Genomic DNA, 18,589 nt, shown 5'->3' with positions numbered 1-18,589 from the left:
ACTAGATAAGTCCATGTATCATTCTTAATGCATCTAAAAGTCCGTGACTATATTCAATGCATCCAAAGGCAGTACGTATGTCTTCTTTTTCAAGATAATATTTTGAATCGTTTTTATAGTCTATAGCTCTGTCATAAACTTCTTTTTCGCTGCCTTCAAATGTTATGTGAGCCACTTGTTTTAAATTACGTTCTAATTTCTCAATATCAATAGCTATTTTTTCAGCACTTTCTAAATCGTTCATTTAAGTTGCCTCCATACGTGATATACTCTTTGACCAACAGTAATGTAAGATAAAATTACTAAGATTATTATAATGTATGTGAAATAGATTGGACTTGTGAAATATCCTATAAGTGCACCAATCATTAATATTATCATACGAACAGCTCTTTCAGCTATTCCTACTTTACATTCAACCCCCTGGGATTCTGCTCTTGATCTAACATAACTTACGGTAATTGCAGAATGTATTGCTAAAATTCCAACAAACCAGTCACAGTATCCTCCAAAGATAATACCGATATAAATTATTGCATCTGCGAATCTGTCCATTGTTGAATCAAAAAATGCTCCAAATTTGCTTGTTCTATTGTGAAATCTTGCAATAGCCCCATCCATAACATCTAAAAATCCACTTATTAAAATAGCTATTACTCCTAAAATAAGCATATGATTTGCGAATCCGTATGCTGCAAGAAGTGCAACAAATGGCGAGATTAATGTAACAATATTTGGATTTATATTTAAATTCTGAGCAATTGGATTCAATATTTTTGTTAAAAGGGGTCTTAAACTTTCAAGCATAAGTATATATAAAGAATTTAATCATATATAATTGTTTATAAATAAATTAGGTAATTTAATGAGAATATTGAAAACAAATAATGAAAATCCAGATAAGGAAGTTATTGAAGAAGCTATTAGGGTAATGGCTCATGGGGGTATTGTTTTATACCCTACTGATACAGTTTATGGTTTGGGAGTCAATATTTTTAATAAAAAAGCTGTTCGTCGCATTTATGATATTAAGAAAAGATCTTTAATGAAACCATTATCCATTATTGTTTCAAGTAAGGATGCAATTTCTCATGTTGCTAATTTAAGAACTAGGGACAAAATTTATGTTGACAAATTTTTGCCAGGACCATATACTCTTATTTTAAATAAAACTAAAATCGTTCCAAGAGTTGTTACAAGTGGTTTAAAGCATGTTGGAGTTAGAATACCTGATAATGAAATAGCTTGCAGGATTTCTGATTTATTCCCAGTTACAACAACCAGTGCTAATTTGTCTGACCATGAAGTTTGTGAAACACCTGATGAAATTTTAGACCAGTTGAATCATGATGTTGATTTAGTAATTGATGTAGGTAAACTAAAAAGAAATAAACCATCTACAATTATTAATTTAACTTCTGAGAAGCCTATTATTTTAGAACGTTAACTTTTTTATATTAATTATCACAAAGTTTATATTATGAAAATATTAGCTGATTTAGAAGATAACTATAAAATTCCAACAAATTCCTCTATTGATGAGCTTATTGGTGGTGGAATTGAAAAAGGAACTATTACTCAGATTTTTGGCCCACCAGGTTCTGGTAAAAGTAATATTGCTTTAACTTTAACTGTTAATGTGGCTAAAAATAATAAAAAAGCAATTTATATAGATACTGAAGGAGGTATCTCTGTTGAAAGAATTAAACAAATTGCCAAATTTGATTTTTCTAAAATAGCTAGTAATATTATGGTTTTTGAACCAACTACTTTCACAGAACAAAATGAAAATCTAAAATCTATTGAATTTTGGCTTAGAAATAATCATGAAGATGTGGATTTACTTATATTGGATTCTGCGGTTGCTCTTTATAGGGTTGATGATATGAAGTCTTCTAAACTTAATAAAGAGTTAGGTAAACAGATGGGTATCTTATCTAAGATTGCACGTCAATATGATATCGCTGTTGTTTTAACTAACCAGATTTACAACTCCTTTGATGATGATGGTAACAATGATATTAAAGCTGTTGGTGGAACTATTTTACAATATTGGAGTAAAGTCATTCTGCAACTGGATTTAGGTGATGAACCAAATCAGAGAGTTGTTACCTTAAAAAGGCATAGGAGTATTGCAGAAGGTAAATCCTCTACTTTTAAAATTACTTCCAGGGGTATTTCATAGCTGTTTTTCCATTAATTTTATTAATTATAATTAATAGATATATAATGATAATAATTTTATTCAGATTATGATATGTGATAATTATGAACACTGATAATAAGGGGATTGAGGATACCCTTCAAAAGAAATATGATAAAATTGAAAGAGTTCCTCCAAAAGGTTATGATTGCGCAAATGACTTTTTTGAAGATGTTTTTAATGATAAAGAAATGATTTGGATGGGTCAAAACACAAATCATTTACATGATGATACAATAGCTAAAGCTATGGCTAATTGTGTAATGACAAAAGAGTATTGTAAATATCCACCTCCAGAAGGATTTTCCGATTTAAAACAATTAATTTTAGATGACTTAGGTTTAGAGAATCAAGAAGTATTTTTAACAGCTGGAGCTACTGAATCTTTACATATTTGTATGAATGGGTTATTAAACAAAAGTGATAATGTAATTACTTGTGATCCAGGTTATTTGATTATAGGTACTTTCGCTGAAAGATTTGCAGATGAAGTTAAATATGTTCCAATTTACAGTGAAGAAAATAATTATAAGTTAACTCCAGAACTTGTAAGGGAAAATATGGATGAAAACACAAAAATGATTATTTTAATTGATCCATTAAATCCATTAGGAACTGCTTACACTGAGGAAGAAATCAAAGAATTTGCTGAAATAGCTATTGAAAACGATATCTATCTTTTACATGATATTACCTATAAGGATTTTGCAAGACAACATTTTGTAGCTGCAAAATATGCTCCTAAGAATACTATAACTATTTATAGTTTCTCTAAAATATTCGGTATGGCTGGTTTAAGGATTGGGGCAGTTATATCCACACCTGAAATTAATGAAGTTTTAAAAAATGTTGTTGTTAATGATTTAGGTGTAAATATAGTTGCACAATATGGTGCAATGGCTGGATTAAAATCTAAAGACCAATGGATAGGTGAGATTAGGGAAACTTCTTTCAGCAATCAAAAATTAATTAAAGAAATGATTGATGGAATTGATGGAGTATTTTTACCGGTTTACCCATCTGATGGTAATATGATGGTTATTGACTTGTCTGGTGTTGGAATTTCTCCTAAAAAAATGTCTGAATATTTATTAGACAAAAAAATATTTACAAGAGAAGGAGAATATACTAGCCGGTTAGTTGGGGATAAATATCTACGTATAAGCTTTTCAATTCCAGAAGAAGGCATTAAAAAGTTCTGTGAAGAATTCCCTAAAGCTGTTGAAGCTTTAAAGAAGTAAATTATGATATCTAATACTGAGGAAAGGAGAGATATAAGATTTAAATATCATTCTCCAGTTCCTAATTCTTATAGAATTCCAAACCCTTCAAAACCTCTTAGAAATATTTCTGATGAAGTTTTTGAAGAATTTAAAAAAATGGCCTTTGAAATAGGTGTTGCTGGTTTAAGTTATTCTAAATTAAGTGATGACTTTAAAGCAGAGTGGAATATTGATTTTGATAATGTAATTATTTTAAAATATGAAATGAGTCCTGACTTCCTTTATTTAGAACCATCTAAAGAAAAATGTAAATTAATTGATGATGAATTTCAGGAAGTTGGGGGATTTATTTATGACATTGCTGATTTTTTAAGAGAGAATGGATTTGAAGCTAATTTACTTAATCCTTTAGATGATGAAGTTAGTTTAAGAGCCATTGCTACACAATCCAATGATTGTGTAATTCTTAGAAGCAATATGTGTCTTTTTAAAGAAGGATTAAACATGGGTTTCTTCATGTTATCTACTTCTATTGATAATTTGCCTTTCAAAGAAGAAAATGATATGTTATGGGCTGCAAAGTACTGTGAAACCTGTGGTAAATGTATAAACAAATGCCCGCTTAATGCATATGATGAAAATGAAAAAGTGCTTCGTAAGGTATGTACTGCCCATAGTGAGGGCTGTAATGATTGTATTTTAAATTGTCCTTTTTTTAAGAAAGGTTATGACTTTTTAGAGAAAAAATTCAAGAAAAAATTGGTTGGTTAATATGAGAGATAAAATAGCTTTAGTTTCATGTAGTGGTTTAAGTCCTTTAGGTTTAGTTGTAAGAGCAGCTACTGTTGATTTAGCATTGGAAGAAGATAATATTGTTGCAGCTTGTATTACGGAATATTCTGCACAACCTAATCAATGTAGCCCTATTTTAAAAGATGCTCCAGTTGTGGCTATTACTGGATGTAAAGATGACTGTGTATCTACAATATTAAAAGAAAAAGATGTCAAAGTTGAAAAAACTATTGATGCGGAGTCTATTGTTGTAGGTGCAAATTTAAACCCAAATGATTCCGCTAGGTTAGATGAACAAGGAGAACTAGCTGTTGTGGAATTAAAAAAAGCAATTTTAAAAGAGTTAGAAGATTTATAATCTTCTAATCTGATAAATAATAATATTCTCCTTTTTCTTTTTGTTCACGATCAAGATAACTATCTAATTTATTAACTCTTGGTCTTTTTGTTTCTTTGTCTCTTCTAAATGTGATATTTAAGTTTCCAAGGAATTCGTTCATTGATGTTCTTAAATCTGCTGGTTTTGATGCATGACCATTTAATCCTGGAGTTCCACTAAATACCATTGCTCTATCGGAGATGTAATCTATAAAGACAATATCGTGGTCAACAATTAAAGATGCAGCATTTCTACTTTCTACAAGTTTTCTGATAACTCTTGCAGCAACTAATCTTTGTTCAACATCTAAGAATGCTGTTGGTTCGTCAAAAAGATAAATCTGTGCATCTTTTGACAATGTGGTTGCAATAGCTAATCTCTGGAGTTCTCCTCCACTCAATGTTTTAACATCTTTTTCTAAAATGTCTTCTAATTTAAGAGGAGCCATAATTTCACTATTGAATATTTTAGATCCATAACTTGGAGCATACATGTATAAAAAGTCCTGTACACGTCCTTCAAAGTTTGAAACGATATATTGTGGCTTGTAAGCTATTGTGACTTCTTCATTGGTTTCACCAGTAGTTGGTTTATCCACTCCTGCAAGTATTTTTGCAAAGGTTGTTTTTCCAATACCATTTGAACCAAATGCAGTTACAATTTCATCATAATAAATTTCTCCAGCATCTACTTCCAGATTAAATCCATCATAATCCTTAGTTAAATCACTATAGCTGCTTAAAACATCTCCTTCATCTTCAGGAGTTGGAGGTCTTATTGTGAATTCAATTGGATTTTTTCTAATTCTTACATTTTCTTCAGATAAAAATCCATTGATATATGCATTAATTCCAATTCTAACTCCTTTTCTTCCAGATACAACACCATATCCTCCAGGTTCACCATATAAAATATGGATGTTGTCAGATAATGCATCTAAAGTAGCTAGGTCGTGTTCAATTACAAGTACTGATTTTCCATCTTCTGCAAGGGATCTGATTACTTTTACTGCATTTAATCTTTGAGATACATCTAACCATGATGTAGGTTCGTCAAAGTAGTAGAAATCTCCTTCTCTTAAAACAGTTGCAGCAATAGCTACTCTTTGAAGTTCTCCTCCACTTAAGTTTTTCATATCTCTATCTAAGACATTTTCAAGGTCTAATTCTTCACAGACATAATCAAATTTACCTCTTTCATCTACATTTTCAAGTAAATTTTTAACATTTCCTTTGACTACTTTTGGAAGCTGATCTACCATCTGTGGTTTTAAAATAGCTTTAATTTCTCCAGAAGACAATTGTTTAAAGTAGTTTTGAAGTGAAGAACCTTTATAATATTCAATTATATGATCCCAATTCTTAGGTTCAAAATCATAATCTCCTAAGTTTGGAATTAATTCTCCAGATAAAATTCTCATAATTGTGGATTTTCCAATACCATTCTGTCCTAAAAGACCTAATACTGTTCCTTCTGCAAGGTCTGGAAGTCCAAATAGTTCGAATTGGTTTTGTCCAAATCTATGAATTGGTTCTCCAACAGCTTCAGGTAAATTAATTATAGAAATAGCATCAAAAGGACATCTATTAGTACAAATACCACAACCTTCACATAATTGCTCTGAAATTAATGGTTTTTTAGTATCTTCATCGATTACTATTGTATCTTCTTCCATTCTAACTCCAGGACAATAACTAATACAAACATAATCACATTTTTTTGGTTGACATTTCTCCTTGTCTAAAATAGATATTCTGCTCATTAACATTCTCCTAAAAAAAGTTTAATGATAAAAATAAAGATAATTATATTTTATATTACCTCCTTTAAAAAAGTTATTTTTTTTCTAAAAATATTTAAATAGCTATTTAGAAATCAATATTTTATGAAACAAGTAATGGTTGTAAGAAATGATTTAAAAATGGGTAAAGGAAAAATAGCTGCTCAATGCTGTCATGGTTCATTAGGTGCATATAAAAAAACCAATTCTGAAAAAATTCGTAAATGGGAAAATGAAGCATATGCTAAAGTTGTTTGTAAAGTTAATTCTTTAGAAGAACTTTTAGAACTTAAAAAGCAAGCTATTATTAATAAAGTTTCTTATTATCTTGTAGTTGATGCTGGAAGGACTCAAGTACCTACATCAACAACAACAGTTTTGGCCTTGGGGCCTGATGAAGATGAAATACTTGATAAAATCACTGGGGATTTAAAGTTATTGTAGGTTAACTATCAATTTAATCGAAGCTATTTTCAATTAAATGACTATTAAGATGTTGGTGGATTTCTTTTTTTGTAGGTTGTGAAATTATTATTAAACAGGTTGTTAAGGTTGGGGGCAGTTTATTTCCAGATTATGCTATTGATTTAGTTAAAAAGTTAAAAAGCACTGATTCTTTAGTTATTCTTGGTGGAGGAGAATTTGCAAATCTTATTCGTAAATATGATGATATTTTGAATTTATCTGATGAAACTGCACATAATGCTGCTATTGATTGTATGGATATTTTGGCACAGCTGGTTGATGATAAAGTAAGTTCTTCTAGATTAGCTTATTCTATTGAAGAAGCAGAAGAAATAAATAAACTTGGTTTAACTCCTATTTTGATTGTTTCAAAGATTTTAAAAGAAGATGATCCTTTTGAATGTTCATGGGATGTTACTTCAGATTCAATTGCGGCCTACATTTCTCACCTTTTAAATGCAAACCTTTTAATAGTAACAAATGTAAATGGTATATATACCCGTGAACCTAGTGAAGAAGGTTCCAAATTCATTAGTAAAATTGATGCAAAAAAACTACTAACTTTTGAAGAATCATCAATTGACTTAATGTTGCCTTCTCTTTTAATTAAGTACGGGTCTAATTGTTATGTTGTAAATGGTAAATATCCTAATAGAGTTTTAGCTCTTATTAATGATTCAAAGGATTACAATTTCGATTATACAAAAATAATTGGTGATTAAATGAAAACAGTAGAATGTATATCTTGTAAACAAGAAATTCCATTAACTGGTCCTTTCGTTGAATTCGAATGTCCAATTTGTGGTGCAAAAATCGCTAGATGTGAAAAATGCCGTACTTTTGGCCATGCATACAAATGTGAATGTGGATTTGAAGGACCTTAATTTGATTTAATATTTTGGAGGAATAATTATGAGTGATGTAGTAGCAACTATGAAAATCATGCCTGAAAGCCCTGATGTAGATTTAGAAGCTTTAAAAGCAGATATTCAAGCTGCAATGCCTGATGATGCTGAATTCCATAAAATCGATGAAGAACCAATTGCATTTGGTTTAACTGCATTAAATTTAATGTTCATCATTGAAGATGGTGAAGGTGGAACTGAATCCACTGAAGAAGCTATGGGTAAATTAAACAACGTAGCTAGTGTAGAAATCACTGATACTAGAAGATTAATGTAATCTTCTTATTTTAACTTTTTTTATTTATTTTTACTATTTGAAAGATTTTTTCTTATTTTAATAACTTAACTTATATATTTTTGATTTGAGTTGGATGTTCTTTTGATGGAACTTGTAACATATTATTTTTACTTTGTATGTAGATCTTAAAAAGTCAACTGTAGATTATGTTAGTATAATGAATGCAGATTTTTAGAATCCTCCTTTTTTTTAAATTCCAAAAATGGTGGGCTCTATGAGAAATATTAATTATGATGTTATTTTTTGTAGAAGAAAAAATAGGAAATATGTTGTAAATCACAATTAATGTGATTTTATAAGTTTTTTTATTTTTTTTATTTTAAGAAATAAGTTTAATGACTCTCTCAGTAGTGTTAATTAACTTTTTCACTTTTTATTTTTTTATCATAATTTAGGTATACCTAAAAAAATCAAAACATTTAAATACTACTTACAACAACTCTTATTTGATGATGAAATTTAGGCATGACTAAAACTGTCTGGTTTTGTTATCTGTGTTATTGGTTACTAAACCATATTAATACACCCCAATTCGATATTAAATTAGTACTCTCTTTCTCTAATTTAATAAAAAAGACATATAACTACTCTCACGAAATTAAATATGTTTTATCATATTTAATTTCACCTACCTTTTTTAAAAAAACTATTTTTGTGATATATATGGTTAAAACTATTCCAAAAAGAAGTTGTTGTGAAACTGAGGATAAAAAGCCTACAGGAGCTAAAAAAGTCGTTAAAAAAATATTTAATTTCTTTTTTGGGTGCTGTAAAAATAAAAAATAATTGTTGCTCTTTTTTTATTAAATTTTTAAGTAGAAAAATCTTTTTCAGGTAATGCTTTATTATTCTAAACTAGTTTCTTTATTGTATATAAATTCATCAAAAAAAATATATATCTTCGATATAAATATTAAATTAATTTAATATATTCACTTGGTAAAGTTTATAGTGATAATATGAGAAGGAGAAAAAAGATAAGTATTGCCATTATAGTGGTTATTATCATAGGTATTGTAGCAGTTGTTGCGGGAACTATGTTTATGCCAACTAATAATGAGCTATCGACTGGGGAAAAACATATATTGATATGTGCATTGGATGAAAGTGAAGCTCGTCAAGGAATGGGGGGCTGTGATATGGCATTTATTGTAACTCTTAATAATGGATCCTTAGTTAATTATTCTGCAGTTTATCCTGGTGGTTTAACACACCCAACTGCTGAAGAGCCTCAAGAAGCTCAGGAAATGGGTGCTGGAGAAAAGTTACTTATGCATGATTCCTTCTGGTATGATGATGATGAACAGTCTATGAAACTTGCTAAAGAGATTGTTGAATACAATTTAAATGTTTCAATTGATGCAGTTGTTGCAGTTAATACTGAGGCAATTGATGCAGTTATTCAAGCAGCATCACCGATTGAGGTTAATGGTCAAACATTAGAGGTTAGTGGTATTGATATTATTAGGGAAGAACAATATGGTCAAGGTGTAACAAGAGGAACTGCTGTTTTAGATTTAGTTCAAGGTATCGCATCATCTGCTGATGATCCTTTAACAAAAGCAAAAATGGTTCAAGCAGCTATGGATCAATATGCTAAAGGAAATATTGTTATGACTCCTGCTGATGAATTTATTGGTTTATTAGCTTCTAAAGGTTTATCCAGTTTATTTGGATAATCTTTTTATTTTTCTTATTTTTTCTATTTTTCAACTCAAATAATAAATTTTAAATAGTATTTGATTATTTAATATAGTAATAGTCTTACAAAACTAAAAATAAGTATTACTAATGGCTTAAAATTATTTAAAAAAGTAATACTTCTAAATTTATGTTGTCTAAAGGAGTTTTAAAATGGCTATTGTTATAAAAGAAGTGTCTGAAATTCAAAACAAGATACCTTATATTAAAGATTTTATTTTTGACCAAATTAAAAAGGAATATAATGGTGATATCAATCCTCAGTATCATTATGATATTCTTGAGATTGAAAAATATTATTTCACACCTCAGAGAAATAATCTTTTTGTTGCCATGGAAGGCGACGAAATAATTGGGACAATAGCTGTCAGAGGATATGATAAATCCTTTGATGAATTTAAAGGTAAATATGATAAGGATACAACAGCAAGCATTTGGAGATTGTTTGTTGATGAAAAATTCAGACGCAATAAATTAGCTACTAAACTTTATACTGCTGTTGAGGGATTTTCAAAGGAAAATAACTATAAATATATTTATCTTCACACTCATAAGAATTTGGAAGGTGCTTTACTTTTCTGGCAAAAAATGGGATTTGACATTACTTTAGACACAGATGATGAGTTTCAGACAGTCCACATGCATAAAAATTTAATGAAATTGGATTTGGAGTATGTGGAAGATAGCGAAGAAACCATAATTAAATCTTAGGCTCTAATTTTTTTATGAAAATGGCTAAAAAAACTACAATTAATGGAAAAAAGAATATATAAAGGATTAATAAGATATCTCCCGAAACTATGTCTCCCATTACAGTAGAACCTGCCATTAACATTATTAATAAAATTACTGGTGCTAAAATAGCTATGAATGTGTAGATTAATATAAAGCTATTTAACTTCTGTGAATATTCTTTTAACTTAATCTGCATATCAAAGGTAATATCTTCAGCTATTACATTTAAACTATTGGCCAAATTTCCACCAACTCTTAAAGTTCCAACTATCTGATGAACTGCACGGGATAATCCATCAGATTTCACTCTGTCAGATAATAAATACAATGATTCTTCAGTACTCTTTCCATATTTTATTTCTTCTAAAACACGGTTAAATTCATCAGATAATGATCCGTAATTGCTTCTTGAGATTGTTATTAATGTATCATGAAGACCTTTTCCTGATTTAAGTTCAGTTCCCATATGTCTAAGAGCATAGGGCAGCTCTTGATTTAAATCATCATATTTTTTACTGTTAGCTATTTTTGGCCAATAAATTATGAAAAAAATAGTAATGGAGACTAAAACTATAAAAATTACACTAATCTCAAATCCAAAGAGTACAGTTAATAAACCAGTTATTATTAATAGGACTAAAAATAATCTGATAGAGAGATAATTAATTAATTTTATTCTTAATTTTTCTATTTCTGCTGTAAATTTACTTTTTTCTTTTTTAGATCCTTTTTCATAGATAAATTGTTTAATTAACATTTCATCAATCTGGGTTTCTTTAAATTCATTAATTGAATGGTTAATTTTTTTTAATAATTTATTTTTCTCAGATTTTGGTTTAATTCTGAAAATATCTATGAAGCTCAGTACTAAATCTCCAATAGCTATAAAAAACTTATCAAAAATAATATCACCTAACTGGTTAGTTTAATTTGGTTTAATATTGAGTCTGGATTTACATAGTAAAGATCCAATAATTTTTTAACTGCACCTATTGAGCGAATATGATTATGTACCATATAGTTCAATAATAATTTACGATTTTCAATTTCGTTGTAGAGGTAATTCATTGATTTTCCACTTGTTTTGGAGATTTCTGTTAATGTCTTGCTTGTAACTCCTATATTTTCAATGGTATCATTTTGAGGATTCCATTGAAAGATTTTATTTAGTTGAATTACATCTCCTTCCATTCCTGTAACCTCAGCTACTTCACTTATGCGTCTGAAAGAGCCTCTTGAGGAATTATAAATTCTATTTTGCATTATAATAAAATCAATGGCTGAAATCATTATTTTAGGAACTGACATTGGACTATTTGTTAATCTATTTATTGTTTCACGTGCATCATTTGCATGAAGTGTTCCAAATCCAGAATGTCCTGTATTTAATGCTGTAAAAAGAGTTATTGCTTCATTTCCTCTTACTTCTCCAACGATTATTCTGTCTGGTCTTTGTCTAAGTGAATTTTTAACTAAGTCATTCATTGTTAGTTCGCCTTTATTTTCAACATTGGGAAGACGTGTTTCCATTCTAATTACATGTTCATGAGGTATTTGGAGTTCTAAGGTATCTTCAATTGTTATTATTCTTTCCTTGGGATTAATAAATGAGGTTAATGCATTTAAGGTGGTTGTTTTTCCAGAACTTGTACCTCCAGAGATTATTGCATTTGCCTGGCGAACACCTAAACCATCAAAACAAAGCCAGAAAAATGCAGCTAATTCTACAGAAATAGTTTTAAAATTTATCAGGTCTATTATGGTTAAGGGGTCTTTTTTAAATTTTCTTATTGTCATTGAAGGCCCGTCTGCAGAAACTGGGGGTATAGTTGCATTAACTCGAGAGCCGTCATTTAATCTTGCATCTAAAATGGGTGTTTCCTGATCTATTCTACGGTTTATCTGCCTTGCAATGCTGTCAATTAACTCTATTAGCTCTTGTTCATTATCATAAATGAGATTTGTTTTCATCATTCCATATTTTCTATGATATACATAAATCGGTTTATTTACTCCAATTATCATTATTTCTTCTAATTCGTCATCTTTTATTAAGGAATCTATTTTGCCATAGCCTACAATTTCTCTTAAAAACTTCTTTGAGAGAATTTTTATATAATCAGTCCCTAGTTTTTTATTTGCTGGATTTTGAGAAAGTCGTAGAAATAAGAAATCCTGAATATCATTTAACAACTTTCTTTCATTTATCTGTAAATTTTTATCTGAAGACATTGCAATATCAACTAAATTTTCACGCACTTCTGTTAGAAGAATTTTTTCTTCAGGGTTATATTTTTCTTTTGTAACATTATATTGAGGCACTATTGATTTATTATTGTTAAATCTATTTATTTCATTTTTATTTATCATAAAACCAACACAAAATCATTTATTTGTATTTTAAAGCTTTGTTAAACTAGTTAATATAATTTATATTTCAACCGAAATGATAATTATCATAAAAGAACAATTAATTATCATGAATGAAAAATGCACCTTTGAAAACTTATCTGAAAAAATAGATGATTTAAATCCTTGTGGGAACTGTCAGGATGTACAGATAAAGAAATTCACTCCAATTAAAGATTTTGCTGATTATGATAAATTGAATAATGATTATAAACGTTGTTCTTGTGGAAAGAGACCCCTTGATGTTGTAATGGCACACATATTAAAAATAATGGTTGAAGAAGGAATCGTAAGTGAAAAAGCTAATTTAAGAAGAAATTCTCCAATTCCTCTTCCTGCATTTTGTTTCAGTTCTTTAAATCCTCAGTTTATTGGAAAAGATTCATTAATATTAATTCATTCTGATTTTGATAAAGAAGTAGCTAGTAGAATTTTTAATGAAGTTTTGGAAGTTAAGGGTGTATTAAAAGGGGACTTGTCAAAAACTATTGGGATATTTGATAAAGATTCAACAGAAGAAACATATGAAATACTCGCTGGGGATGATTCAAGGTGCGATGTATTGAGAACTTTAATCAAAAAAGATGATAAACTTGTTAAAATAATCATAAACAAATTTCAATCAGTTAATCATATTGAAGTAGCTAGTACAACAGAAGAAAAATTATTAAAGCTTTATAATTATCTTGAAAATAATGATGTTGGTAAGGTCATAGCTATTGATGGAATGTGTGGTTCAGGAGCTATTGGGATATTTTTAATGCACTATGGGTTTGAAAAAGTAATATTTAATGATATTAATCCTAAACTAGTTGAAATTACCCTAGATAATATCATTACTAATAATATTGATGGAAATTATGAGATTTTAAATTGTGCATTTGAAGATTTAGATATAACTGGTCTGGATTTATGTATTATAGATATGTATCCTGGAGCAAATATTGAAAAAATAAAAGAAAAAGCTAATAAAATAGCTAATGATGTGTTAATTATTTAACTTTGAAACATTTGCATGTAAATTATGATGGCTGGAATTATTAAAACACCCATCAAATGAGACTTGCCCACATCCAAGTAGTGAGGTAAAAGTCCCATAGCTGCGGAAGTTACTAACATTAAGGTTAGGTATGGAAGTGGGGCTTGATAGTATAGGCCAAAAATGTAGAGCAGTATAACTTGTAAGATAATCACTGCTATAGATAACTTTCTATAGTCTATGCCACTCATTAATTTTGAAAATGAATCTCCTAATTTTAGACATAAAGCTAATGATAGTGAAACAGCTATTAAAGAAGCAAAAATAAAGACAATTAAATGAGACAGGTTAAATTCAGATATTAAATAAGACATATAAACCGCTATTCCGCTTCTGGGATTTCCAATAAGATAAATTGCAATTAAAGAAAATAAACAGTCGGATGTATTTAATCCAGAAATTGCCAATAAAAAATTAGTTGTGTTTTCATCATCATTATTTGACTGTCCACTTGCAGATTGAGCAATAACACTTCCTTGAGCTGGTCCAAATCCCGGTAGGAAACCTAAGATAGCACCTGTTGTTCCACCAGTTATTATGCTTTTAATTTTGGCATTATCAATGTCTAAGTCATAAAATTTATTCTGATGGGGTATTGTTGAATTATCATTTAGACTAAATAGGATAGTGCTAATTCCAAATAATCCTGAAAATACACACATCAATGAAATGCCTGAAGATAATGGGGCTTGGAATATAATCCAGCCTAAAATTCCTGATAGGATAAAAAGTAAAAGAGACCATAGAAATCCTTTTAGAGTGCTTGTAACTTTATAAATTAAGTAAATTGATGCAATTAAAAGTAAAATCCATGTCACTGGTTTTAATAATTCATAGGTGGGTGGTAAAACAATTGCAAAAATTGGGAGAAGTAATATTGTTACAATAATTGCTCCAAATCCACCTATTGATACTATGCGAATAGCTTCTTTTGATCTTCCTTCTAAAACCATTTTATGTCCTGGAAGGACTGAAAGTGCAGTTCCTTCTTCTGGAACGCCTAAAAGCATTGATGGTATAAATTCTAGAAGTGCATGAGCTATAGACATTGAAACCATTAGAACGCAAAGAAATTCTGGGCTTACAAAAGATAAAAGAATTGTTGAAACTGCAAATAAGATTGCTCCTGCAGTATTTACATGTATTCCTGGAGTCATTCCAGTTATTGTTCCAATACCAATGCCTAATAAACATGCAATAACTAACTCAAACATAGCTATTAATTAATTTAATAGAAATATAATTCTTGTTTAAGTAAAAATATTAATTTTGATTCTATTTATTAAATTTAAGCTATTTTAAAAAGTTGTTCTTAAGTAATAGAAAAATTATAAAAAAGAGATAATATGGTGTTTAAAAGTGAGCTTCGATTTAAACACCGACTTTTTTTAGGAAAAATATGGGTTAATATGGACCCACGTGTTTCAATTAATATTAAATTAGAAAATTGTGAAAAAGCTAATTTAATATTAAACTTGTACTTTGGAGATTATATTTTTTGACCAATAATATAACAAGGCAATGTATTAGAAATTTTGGTATTCCTAAATTTCATCACCATGTATAACATTGTTGGGAGTAGTATATAAAGGTTTCTATTTTTTTAGGTATGCCTAAATTTTTACACAATTTTTTTCATGAGTGTTAGATCTTTTGGTGCAAAATGTTGACAATTTAAGTAACTTTTTGTTATTATTTAGGAATACCTAAACCTTTATATATCATAAAAATAAATTTTAGTATATGTTTAGGTTCACCTAATTTTTAGATGGGTGTTCATGAACGTTTATCAATAACCATATGTTATGGTTAATTATTGTGTGAATAAATTTTAAAAAAATTTATGGAGACTGTTTAATGAAGAATTGTATTGTAGGATTAGCGGGAAACCCAAATGTCGGTAAAACTACAGTATTCAATCAATTAACAGGTATGCATCAGCATGTAGGAAATTGGCCCGGTAAAACTGTTGAAAGGGCAGAAGGTCATTTTGATTATAATGATGTTCGTTTTGATGTTGTTGATTTGCCTGGTAATTATGCATTAAGTGCTCATTCAATTGAAGAAATCGTTTCTAGGGATTTCATTATTGATGGGGACTCTGATGTAATAGTTAATGTTGTAGATGCTGCTAATTTAGAGCGTAATTTATATTTAACAGTTCAAATGATGGAATTGGGTGCTAATTTAGTAATGGCGCTAAATATGAATGATTTCGCTCAAAAAAAGGGACATATTATTGATATTAAAGCAATGAGTGAATTGCTTGGTTTTCCTGTCATTGAAATAAGTGCTAAAGATAAAACAGGCTTTGATGAATTATTAAGCACTGTTAAAAAACAAGCTAGCAAGCCTAAGGATACTAGTGTAAAATTAGCTTATGGAGATGAATTAAAAGAACATGTAGAAGAAATAAGAGTTTTAATAGAAAAGGATAATTCTTTGAATGATGTTTCTTCTTTCTGGACAGCTGTTAAATTACTTGAAAATGATGAAATTGTACTTGAAAAAGTAAAAAATTCAAGTAGTGGTAATAAAATTATGGATAAGGTGAATGCAGTTTCAAAACACCTTCAGGATATATATGGAGAAGTGCCTGAAGAAGTAATTGCAAATGCAAGGTATGCATACATTGATGGCCTTATTAAAGAAACTGTACAAAAACCTGCTGTTGAAAAACCAACTTTAACAGATAAAATTGATAATATTGTAACTAACAGAATTTTAGGATTCCCTATATTTTTAGTTATAATGTATATTTTATTCCAAGTTGTAGTTAATGTGGCCACACCATTTATGGATCTTATTGATGGAGGATTTGCATGGCTTGGTGATTCAATTTTGGCAATTACTGGCGAATCAATTCTCGGATCCTTTTTAGTTGATGGTATCATTGGTGGTGTAGGTGGAGTACTTGTGTTCTTGCCACAAATTGTATTGATGTTTTTAGCAATCAGTATTCTTGAAGATAGTGGTTATCTTGCAAGAGCTGCTTTTGTTATGGATAAGATCATGCATAAGTTTGTAGGTCTCCACGGTAAAGCATTTATTCCACTTATATTAGGATTCGGTTGTGGTGTTCCAGCGGTTATGGCAACAAGGACAATGGAACATGAATCTGACCGTTTATTATCAATGTTACTTGTTCCATTTATGTCTTGTACTGCTAGATTGCCAGTATATGCATTATTTATTTCAGCATTCTTCTCTGCATATCAAGGAGAAATGTTATTTGCAATCTACTTGTTAGGTATTATTGTAGCTATTATTGTTGCAGCTATACTTAAAAGAACAATGTTTAAAGGATTATCTTCTCCATTTGTTATGGAGCTTCCAACATATAAAGTTCCATCACTTAAAGGTGTTCTTTTACACACTTGGGAAAAATCCAAAGGATTTATTAGAAAAGCAGGTACTATTATATTAGCTGCTTCAATTATCATATGGGTATTAAGTAGTGTACCATTCGGTGTTGAATATGGATCTCAGGAAAGTGCAATTGGTCAAATCGGTACTGCAATAGCACCAATATTTGCTCCACTTGGATTTGGAGAATGGCAACCTGCCGTAGCATTAATATTCGGTATTGTTGCTAAGGAGGTGGTTGTAGGAACATTCAGTTCCCTATTCGGAGTAGCCGAGGAAGGTGCCGGTATAGAAGGTGCTGTTCATGAGTTGTTCACCCCATTATCTGCATTCTCATTTATGGTCTTTGTATTGTTATACATACCATGTTTTGCAGCCCTTGGTACAATCAAATCAGAAACTAATGGTTGGAAATGGCCATTAACTATGGCAGCCGTTACCTTGGTAACTGCATATGTTGTTTCATTAATTGTTTACTGGGGCGGTTTGGCATTAGGTTTCACATAGGAGTTAATCTATGAGAAGTAAAAGCGGAATAAGAGGTATTAAAATACCTAAAGATAAAAAAGATTTAGAAGGTAAACTTCCTTCTAAATAATCTTTTTTTCTTATTATAATATAAATTGTAAATTGATTTTGTAAGAATTTTTTATAATAAAATATTTTTTTTGTTTACCTAAAGTTTTATATATTAGGACTTCCATATTATTATTTAGTTAAGTTTGGGAGTACCTAAAAAACTTCAATTTAGGTAAACCTAAAAATGGAGGTATACTATGATTACAAGAACTTTAAATGATGTTGCACCTGGTGAAGAAGTAACTTTAAAAACTTATCATGAAGGTGGGGATCTTGAATTAAGAAGACATCTTTTAGGTATGGGATTTGTTAAAGGTTCTAAAATTAAAGTAGAAAGAGTTGCACCTTTGGGAGATCCAGTAAAACTTAGAATAAAAGGTTATTCAGTTTGCCTTCGTAAAGAAGAAGCAAAAAATATTGAAGTCCAATAATTCTTTTATTTTCATCCTCTTTTTTTTATTATTTTAATTTAATTTTTACATATATCTAGGCTATTTTATGGTGATTTTATGGAATGTAGGATGTGTGGATTTAAATTTGATGAAACAAAAGTCCCAAATGGAGGATGTGCAAACTGTGGAAAGCACTGTTCAAACACAGTGCACTGTCCTAATTGTGGATATGCCAATTCTTTAGATTTTGAAGAAGAATTTGCATTCATTAAAAAATTAAAAGATAAATTTAACTCAAAAAAAGCTAGCCATTAATTCTTTTT

22 protein-coding genes are annotated in these 18,589 nt (G+C 29.6%); 16 read left to right on the top strand and 6 right to left on the bottom strand.

Features of this window, described 5'->3' with window-relative positions; all coding sequences use genetic code 11:
* Position 1 precedes the first annotated feature (1 nt).
* Together MBBWO_RS06555 and pgsA are read right to left on the bottom strand one after the other, a co-directional pair.
* On the bottom strand, positions 2-244 hold the full coding sequence (locus tag MBBWO_RS06555) for a DUF357 domain-containing protein (RefSeq protein ID WP_116670095.1): 243 nt from the start codon (positions 242-244) through the stop codon (positions 2-4).
* Positions 241-807, bottom strand: a complete 567-nt coding sequence (pgsA, locus tag MBBWO_RS06550) for an archaetidylinositol phosphate synthase (RefSeq protein ID WP_116670094.1) — start codon at positions 805-807, stop codon at positions 241-243. Before pgsA ends, MBBWO_RS06555 begins: the two co-directional genes overlap by 4 nt.
* Positions 808-865: 58 nt before the next feature.
* Between pgsA and MBBWO_RS06545 the strand changes: the two genes are divergently transcribed.
* From MBBWO_RS06545 to MBBWO_RS06525, 5 genes are all read left to right on the top strand, one after another.
* Positions 866-1,447 carry an L-threonylcarbamoyladenylate synthase gene (locus MBBWO_RS06545; RefSeq protein WP_116670093.1) on the top strand — a complete coding sequence of 194 codons (582 nt, stop codon included), beginning with the start codon at positions 866-868 and terminating at the stop codon, positions 1,445-1,447.
* A gap of 33 nt (positions 1,448-1,480) precedes the next feature.
* On the top strand, positions 1,481-2,185 hold the full coding sequence (radB, locus tag MBBWO_RS06540) for a DNA repair and recombination protein RadB (RefSeq protein ID WP_116670092.1): 705 nt from the start codon (positions 1,481-1,483) through the stop codon (positions 2,183-2,185).
* 83 nt (positions 2,186-2,268) lie between these two features.
* On the top strand, positions 2,269-3,444 hold the full coding sequence (locus MBBWO_RS06535) for a pyridoxal phosphate-dependent aminotransferase (RefSeq protein ID WP_116670091.1): 1,176 nt from the start codon (positions 2,269-2,271) through the stop codon (positions 3,442-3,444).
* 3 nt (positions 3,445-3,447) lie between these two features.
* Positions 3,448-4,197 carry a ferredoxin gene (locus tag MBBWO_RS06530; RefSeq protein ID WP_116670090.1) on the top strand — a complete coding sequence of 250 codons (750 nt, stop codon included), beginning with the start codon at positions 3,448-3,450 and terminating at the stop codon, positions 4,195-4,197.
* A 1-nt stretch (position 4,198) separates the two neighbouring features.
* Positions 4,199-4,576: a putative zinc-binding protein gene (locus MBBWO_RS06525; RefSeq protein ID WP_116670089.1), complete on the top strand. Its 378-nt coding sequence runs from the start codon at positions 4,199-4,201 to the stop codon at positions 4,574-4,576.
* Positions 4,577-4,580: 4 nt separating this feature from the next.
* Here MBBWO_RS06525 and MBBWO_RS06520 read toward each other — a convergent pair whose 3' ends face one another.
* Complete coding sequence (locus tag MBBWO_RS06520) at positions 4,581-6,359, bottom strand: ribosome biogenesis/translation initiation ATPase RLI (protein WP_116670088.1); 1,779 nt, start codon at positions 6,357-6,359, stop codon at positions 4,581-4,583.
* A 123-nt stretch (positions 6,360-6,482) separates the two neighbouring features.
* Between MBBWO_RS06520 and pth2 the strand changes: the two genes are divergently transcribed.
* The 7 genes from pth2 to MBBWO_RS06490 all read left to right on the top strand — a co-directional run bounded on the left by pth2 (position 6,483) and on the right by MBBWO_RS06490 (position 10,457).
* Positions 6,483-6,821 (top strand): aminoacyl-tRNA hydrolase, encoded by a 339-nt coding sequence (pth2, locus tag MBBWO_RS06515; RefSeq protein ID WP_116670087.1) that lies wholly within the window; start codon positions 6,483-6,485, stop codon positions 6,819-6,821.
* Positions 6,822-6,910: 89 nt separating this feature from the next.
* Positions 6,911-7,564 (top strand): amino acid kinase family protein, encoded by a 654-nt coding sequence (locus MBBWO_RS06510; RefSeq protein WP_116670086.1) that lies wholly within the window; start codon positions 6,911-6,913, stop codon positions 7,562-7,564.
* Positions 7,565-7,726, top strand: a complete 162-nt coding sequence (locus MBBWO_RS06505; protein WP_116670085.1) for a zinc finger domain-containing protein — start codon at positions 7,565-7,567, stop codon at positions 7,724-7,726.
* A 28-nt stretch (positions 7,727-7,754) separates the two neighbouring features.
* Positions 7,755-8,024: an elongation factor 1-beta gene (locus tag MBBWO_RS06500; protein WP_116670084.1), complete on the top strand. Its 270-nt coding sequence runs from the start codon at positions 7,755-7,757 to the stop codon at positions 8,022-8,024.
* A 684-nt stretch (positions 8,025-8,708) separates the two neighbouring features.
* The gene (locus MBBWO_RS08250; RefSeq protein WP_279303191.1) at positions 8,709-8,831 is read left to right on the top strand and encodes a hypothetical protein; all 123 of its coding nucleotides are present in this window, start codon (positions 8,709-8,711) and stop codon (positions 8,829-8,831) included.
* Positions 8,832-9,004: 173 nt separating this feature from the next.
* Positions 9,005-9,724 (top strand): DUF4012 domain-containing protein, encoded by a 720-nt coding sequence (locus MBBWO_RS06495; protein WP_116670083.1) that lies wholly within the window; start codon positions 9,005-9,007, stop codon positions 9,722-9,724.
* Between the two features lie 175 nt (positions 9,725-9,899).
* Positions 9,900-10,457, top strand: a complete 558-nt coding sequence (locus MBBWO_RS06490) for a GNAT family N-acetyltransferase (protein ID WP_116670082.1) — start codon at positions 9,900-9,902, stop codon at positions 10,455-10,457.
* On the opposite strand, the gene MBBWO_RS06485 is transcribed toward MBBWO_RS06490, so the two are convergent.
* Together MBBWO_RS06485 and MBBWO_RS06480 are read right to left on the bottom strand one after the other, a co-directional pair.
* A complete protein-coding gene (locus MBBWO_RS06485; protein WP_243408483.1) occupies positions 10,447-11,238 on the bottom strand; it encodes a type II secretion system F family protein in 792 nt (263 codons plus the stop codon). The genes MBBWO_RS06490 and MBBWO_RS06485 overlap by 11 nt on opposite strands.
* A 155-nt stretch (positions 11,239-11,393) precedes the next feature.
* On the bottom strand, positions 11,394-12,851 hold the full coding sequence (locus tag MBBWO_RS06480) for a CpaF family protein (RefSeq protein WP_116670080.1): 1,458 nt from the start codon (positions 12,849-12,851) through the stop codon (positions 11,394-11,396).
* Between the two features lie 109 nt (positions 12,852-12,960).
* Between MBBWO_RS06480 and MBBWO_RS06475 the strand changes: the two genes are divergently transcribed.
* Positions 12,961-13,890, top strand: a complete 930-nt coding sequence (locus MBBWO_RS06475) for an SAM-dependent methyltransferase (RefSeq protein ID WP_116670079.1) — start codon at positions 12,961-12,963, stop codon at positions 13,888-13,890.
* Here the strand turns inward: MBBWO_RS06475 and MBBWO_RS06470 are convergent.
* Positions 13,887-15,143: a tripartite tricarboxylate transporter permease gene (locus MBBWO_RS06470; RefSeq protein ID WP_116670078.1), complete on the bottom strand. Its 1,257-nt coding sequence runs from the start codon at positions 15,141-15,143 to the stop codon at positions 13,887-13,889. The genes MBBWO_RS06475 and MBBWO_RS06470 overlap by 4 nt on opposite strands.
* A 643-nt stretch (positions 15,144-15,786) precedes the next feature.
* On the opposite strand from MBBWO_RS06470, the gene feoB reads away from it, so the two are divergent.
* The 3 genes from feoB (at position 15,787) to MBBWO_RS06455 (ending at position 18,581) form a co-directional block, all read left to right on the top strand.
* Positions 15,787-17,802, top strand: a complete 2,016-nt coding sequence (feoB, locus tag MBBWO_RS06465; protein WP_116670077.1) for a ferrous iron transport protein B — start codon at positions 15,787-15,789, stop codon at positions 17,800-17,802.
* 272 nt (positions 17,803-18,074) lie between these two features.
* Positions 18,075-18,305, top strand: a complete 231-nt coding sequence (locus tag MBBWO_RS06460) for a FeoA family protein (protein ID WP_116670277.1) — start codon at positions 18,075-18,077, stop codon at positions 18,303-18,305.
* Positions 18,306-18,383: 78 nt separating this feature from the next.
* A complete protein-coding gene (locus MBBWO_RS06455; protein ID WP_116670076.1) occupies positions 18,384-18,581 on the top strand; it encodes a hypothetical protein in 198 nt (65 codons plus the stop codon).
* Positions 18,582-18,589: the final 8 nt, after the last annotated feature.

It is taken from the genome of Methanobrevibacter woesei, assembly GCF_003111605.1.
GTDB classification, from domain to species: Archaea; Methanobacteriota; Methanobacteria; order Methanobacteriales; family Methanobacteriaceae; genus Methanocatella; species Methanocatella woesei.
This window is presented reverse-complemented; position numbering and strand designations above follow the sequence as displayed.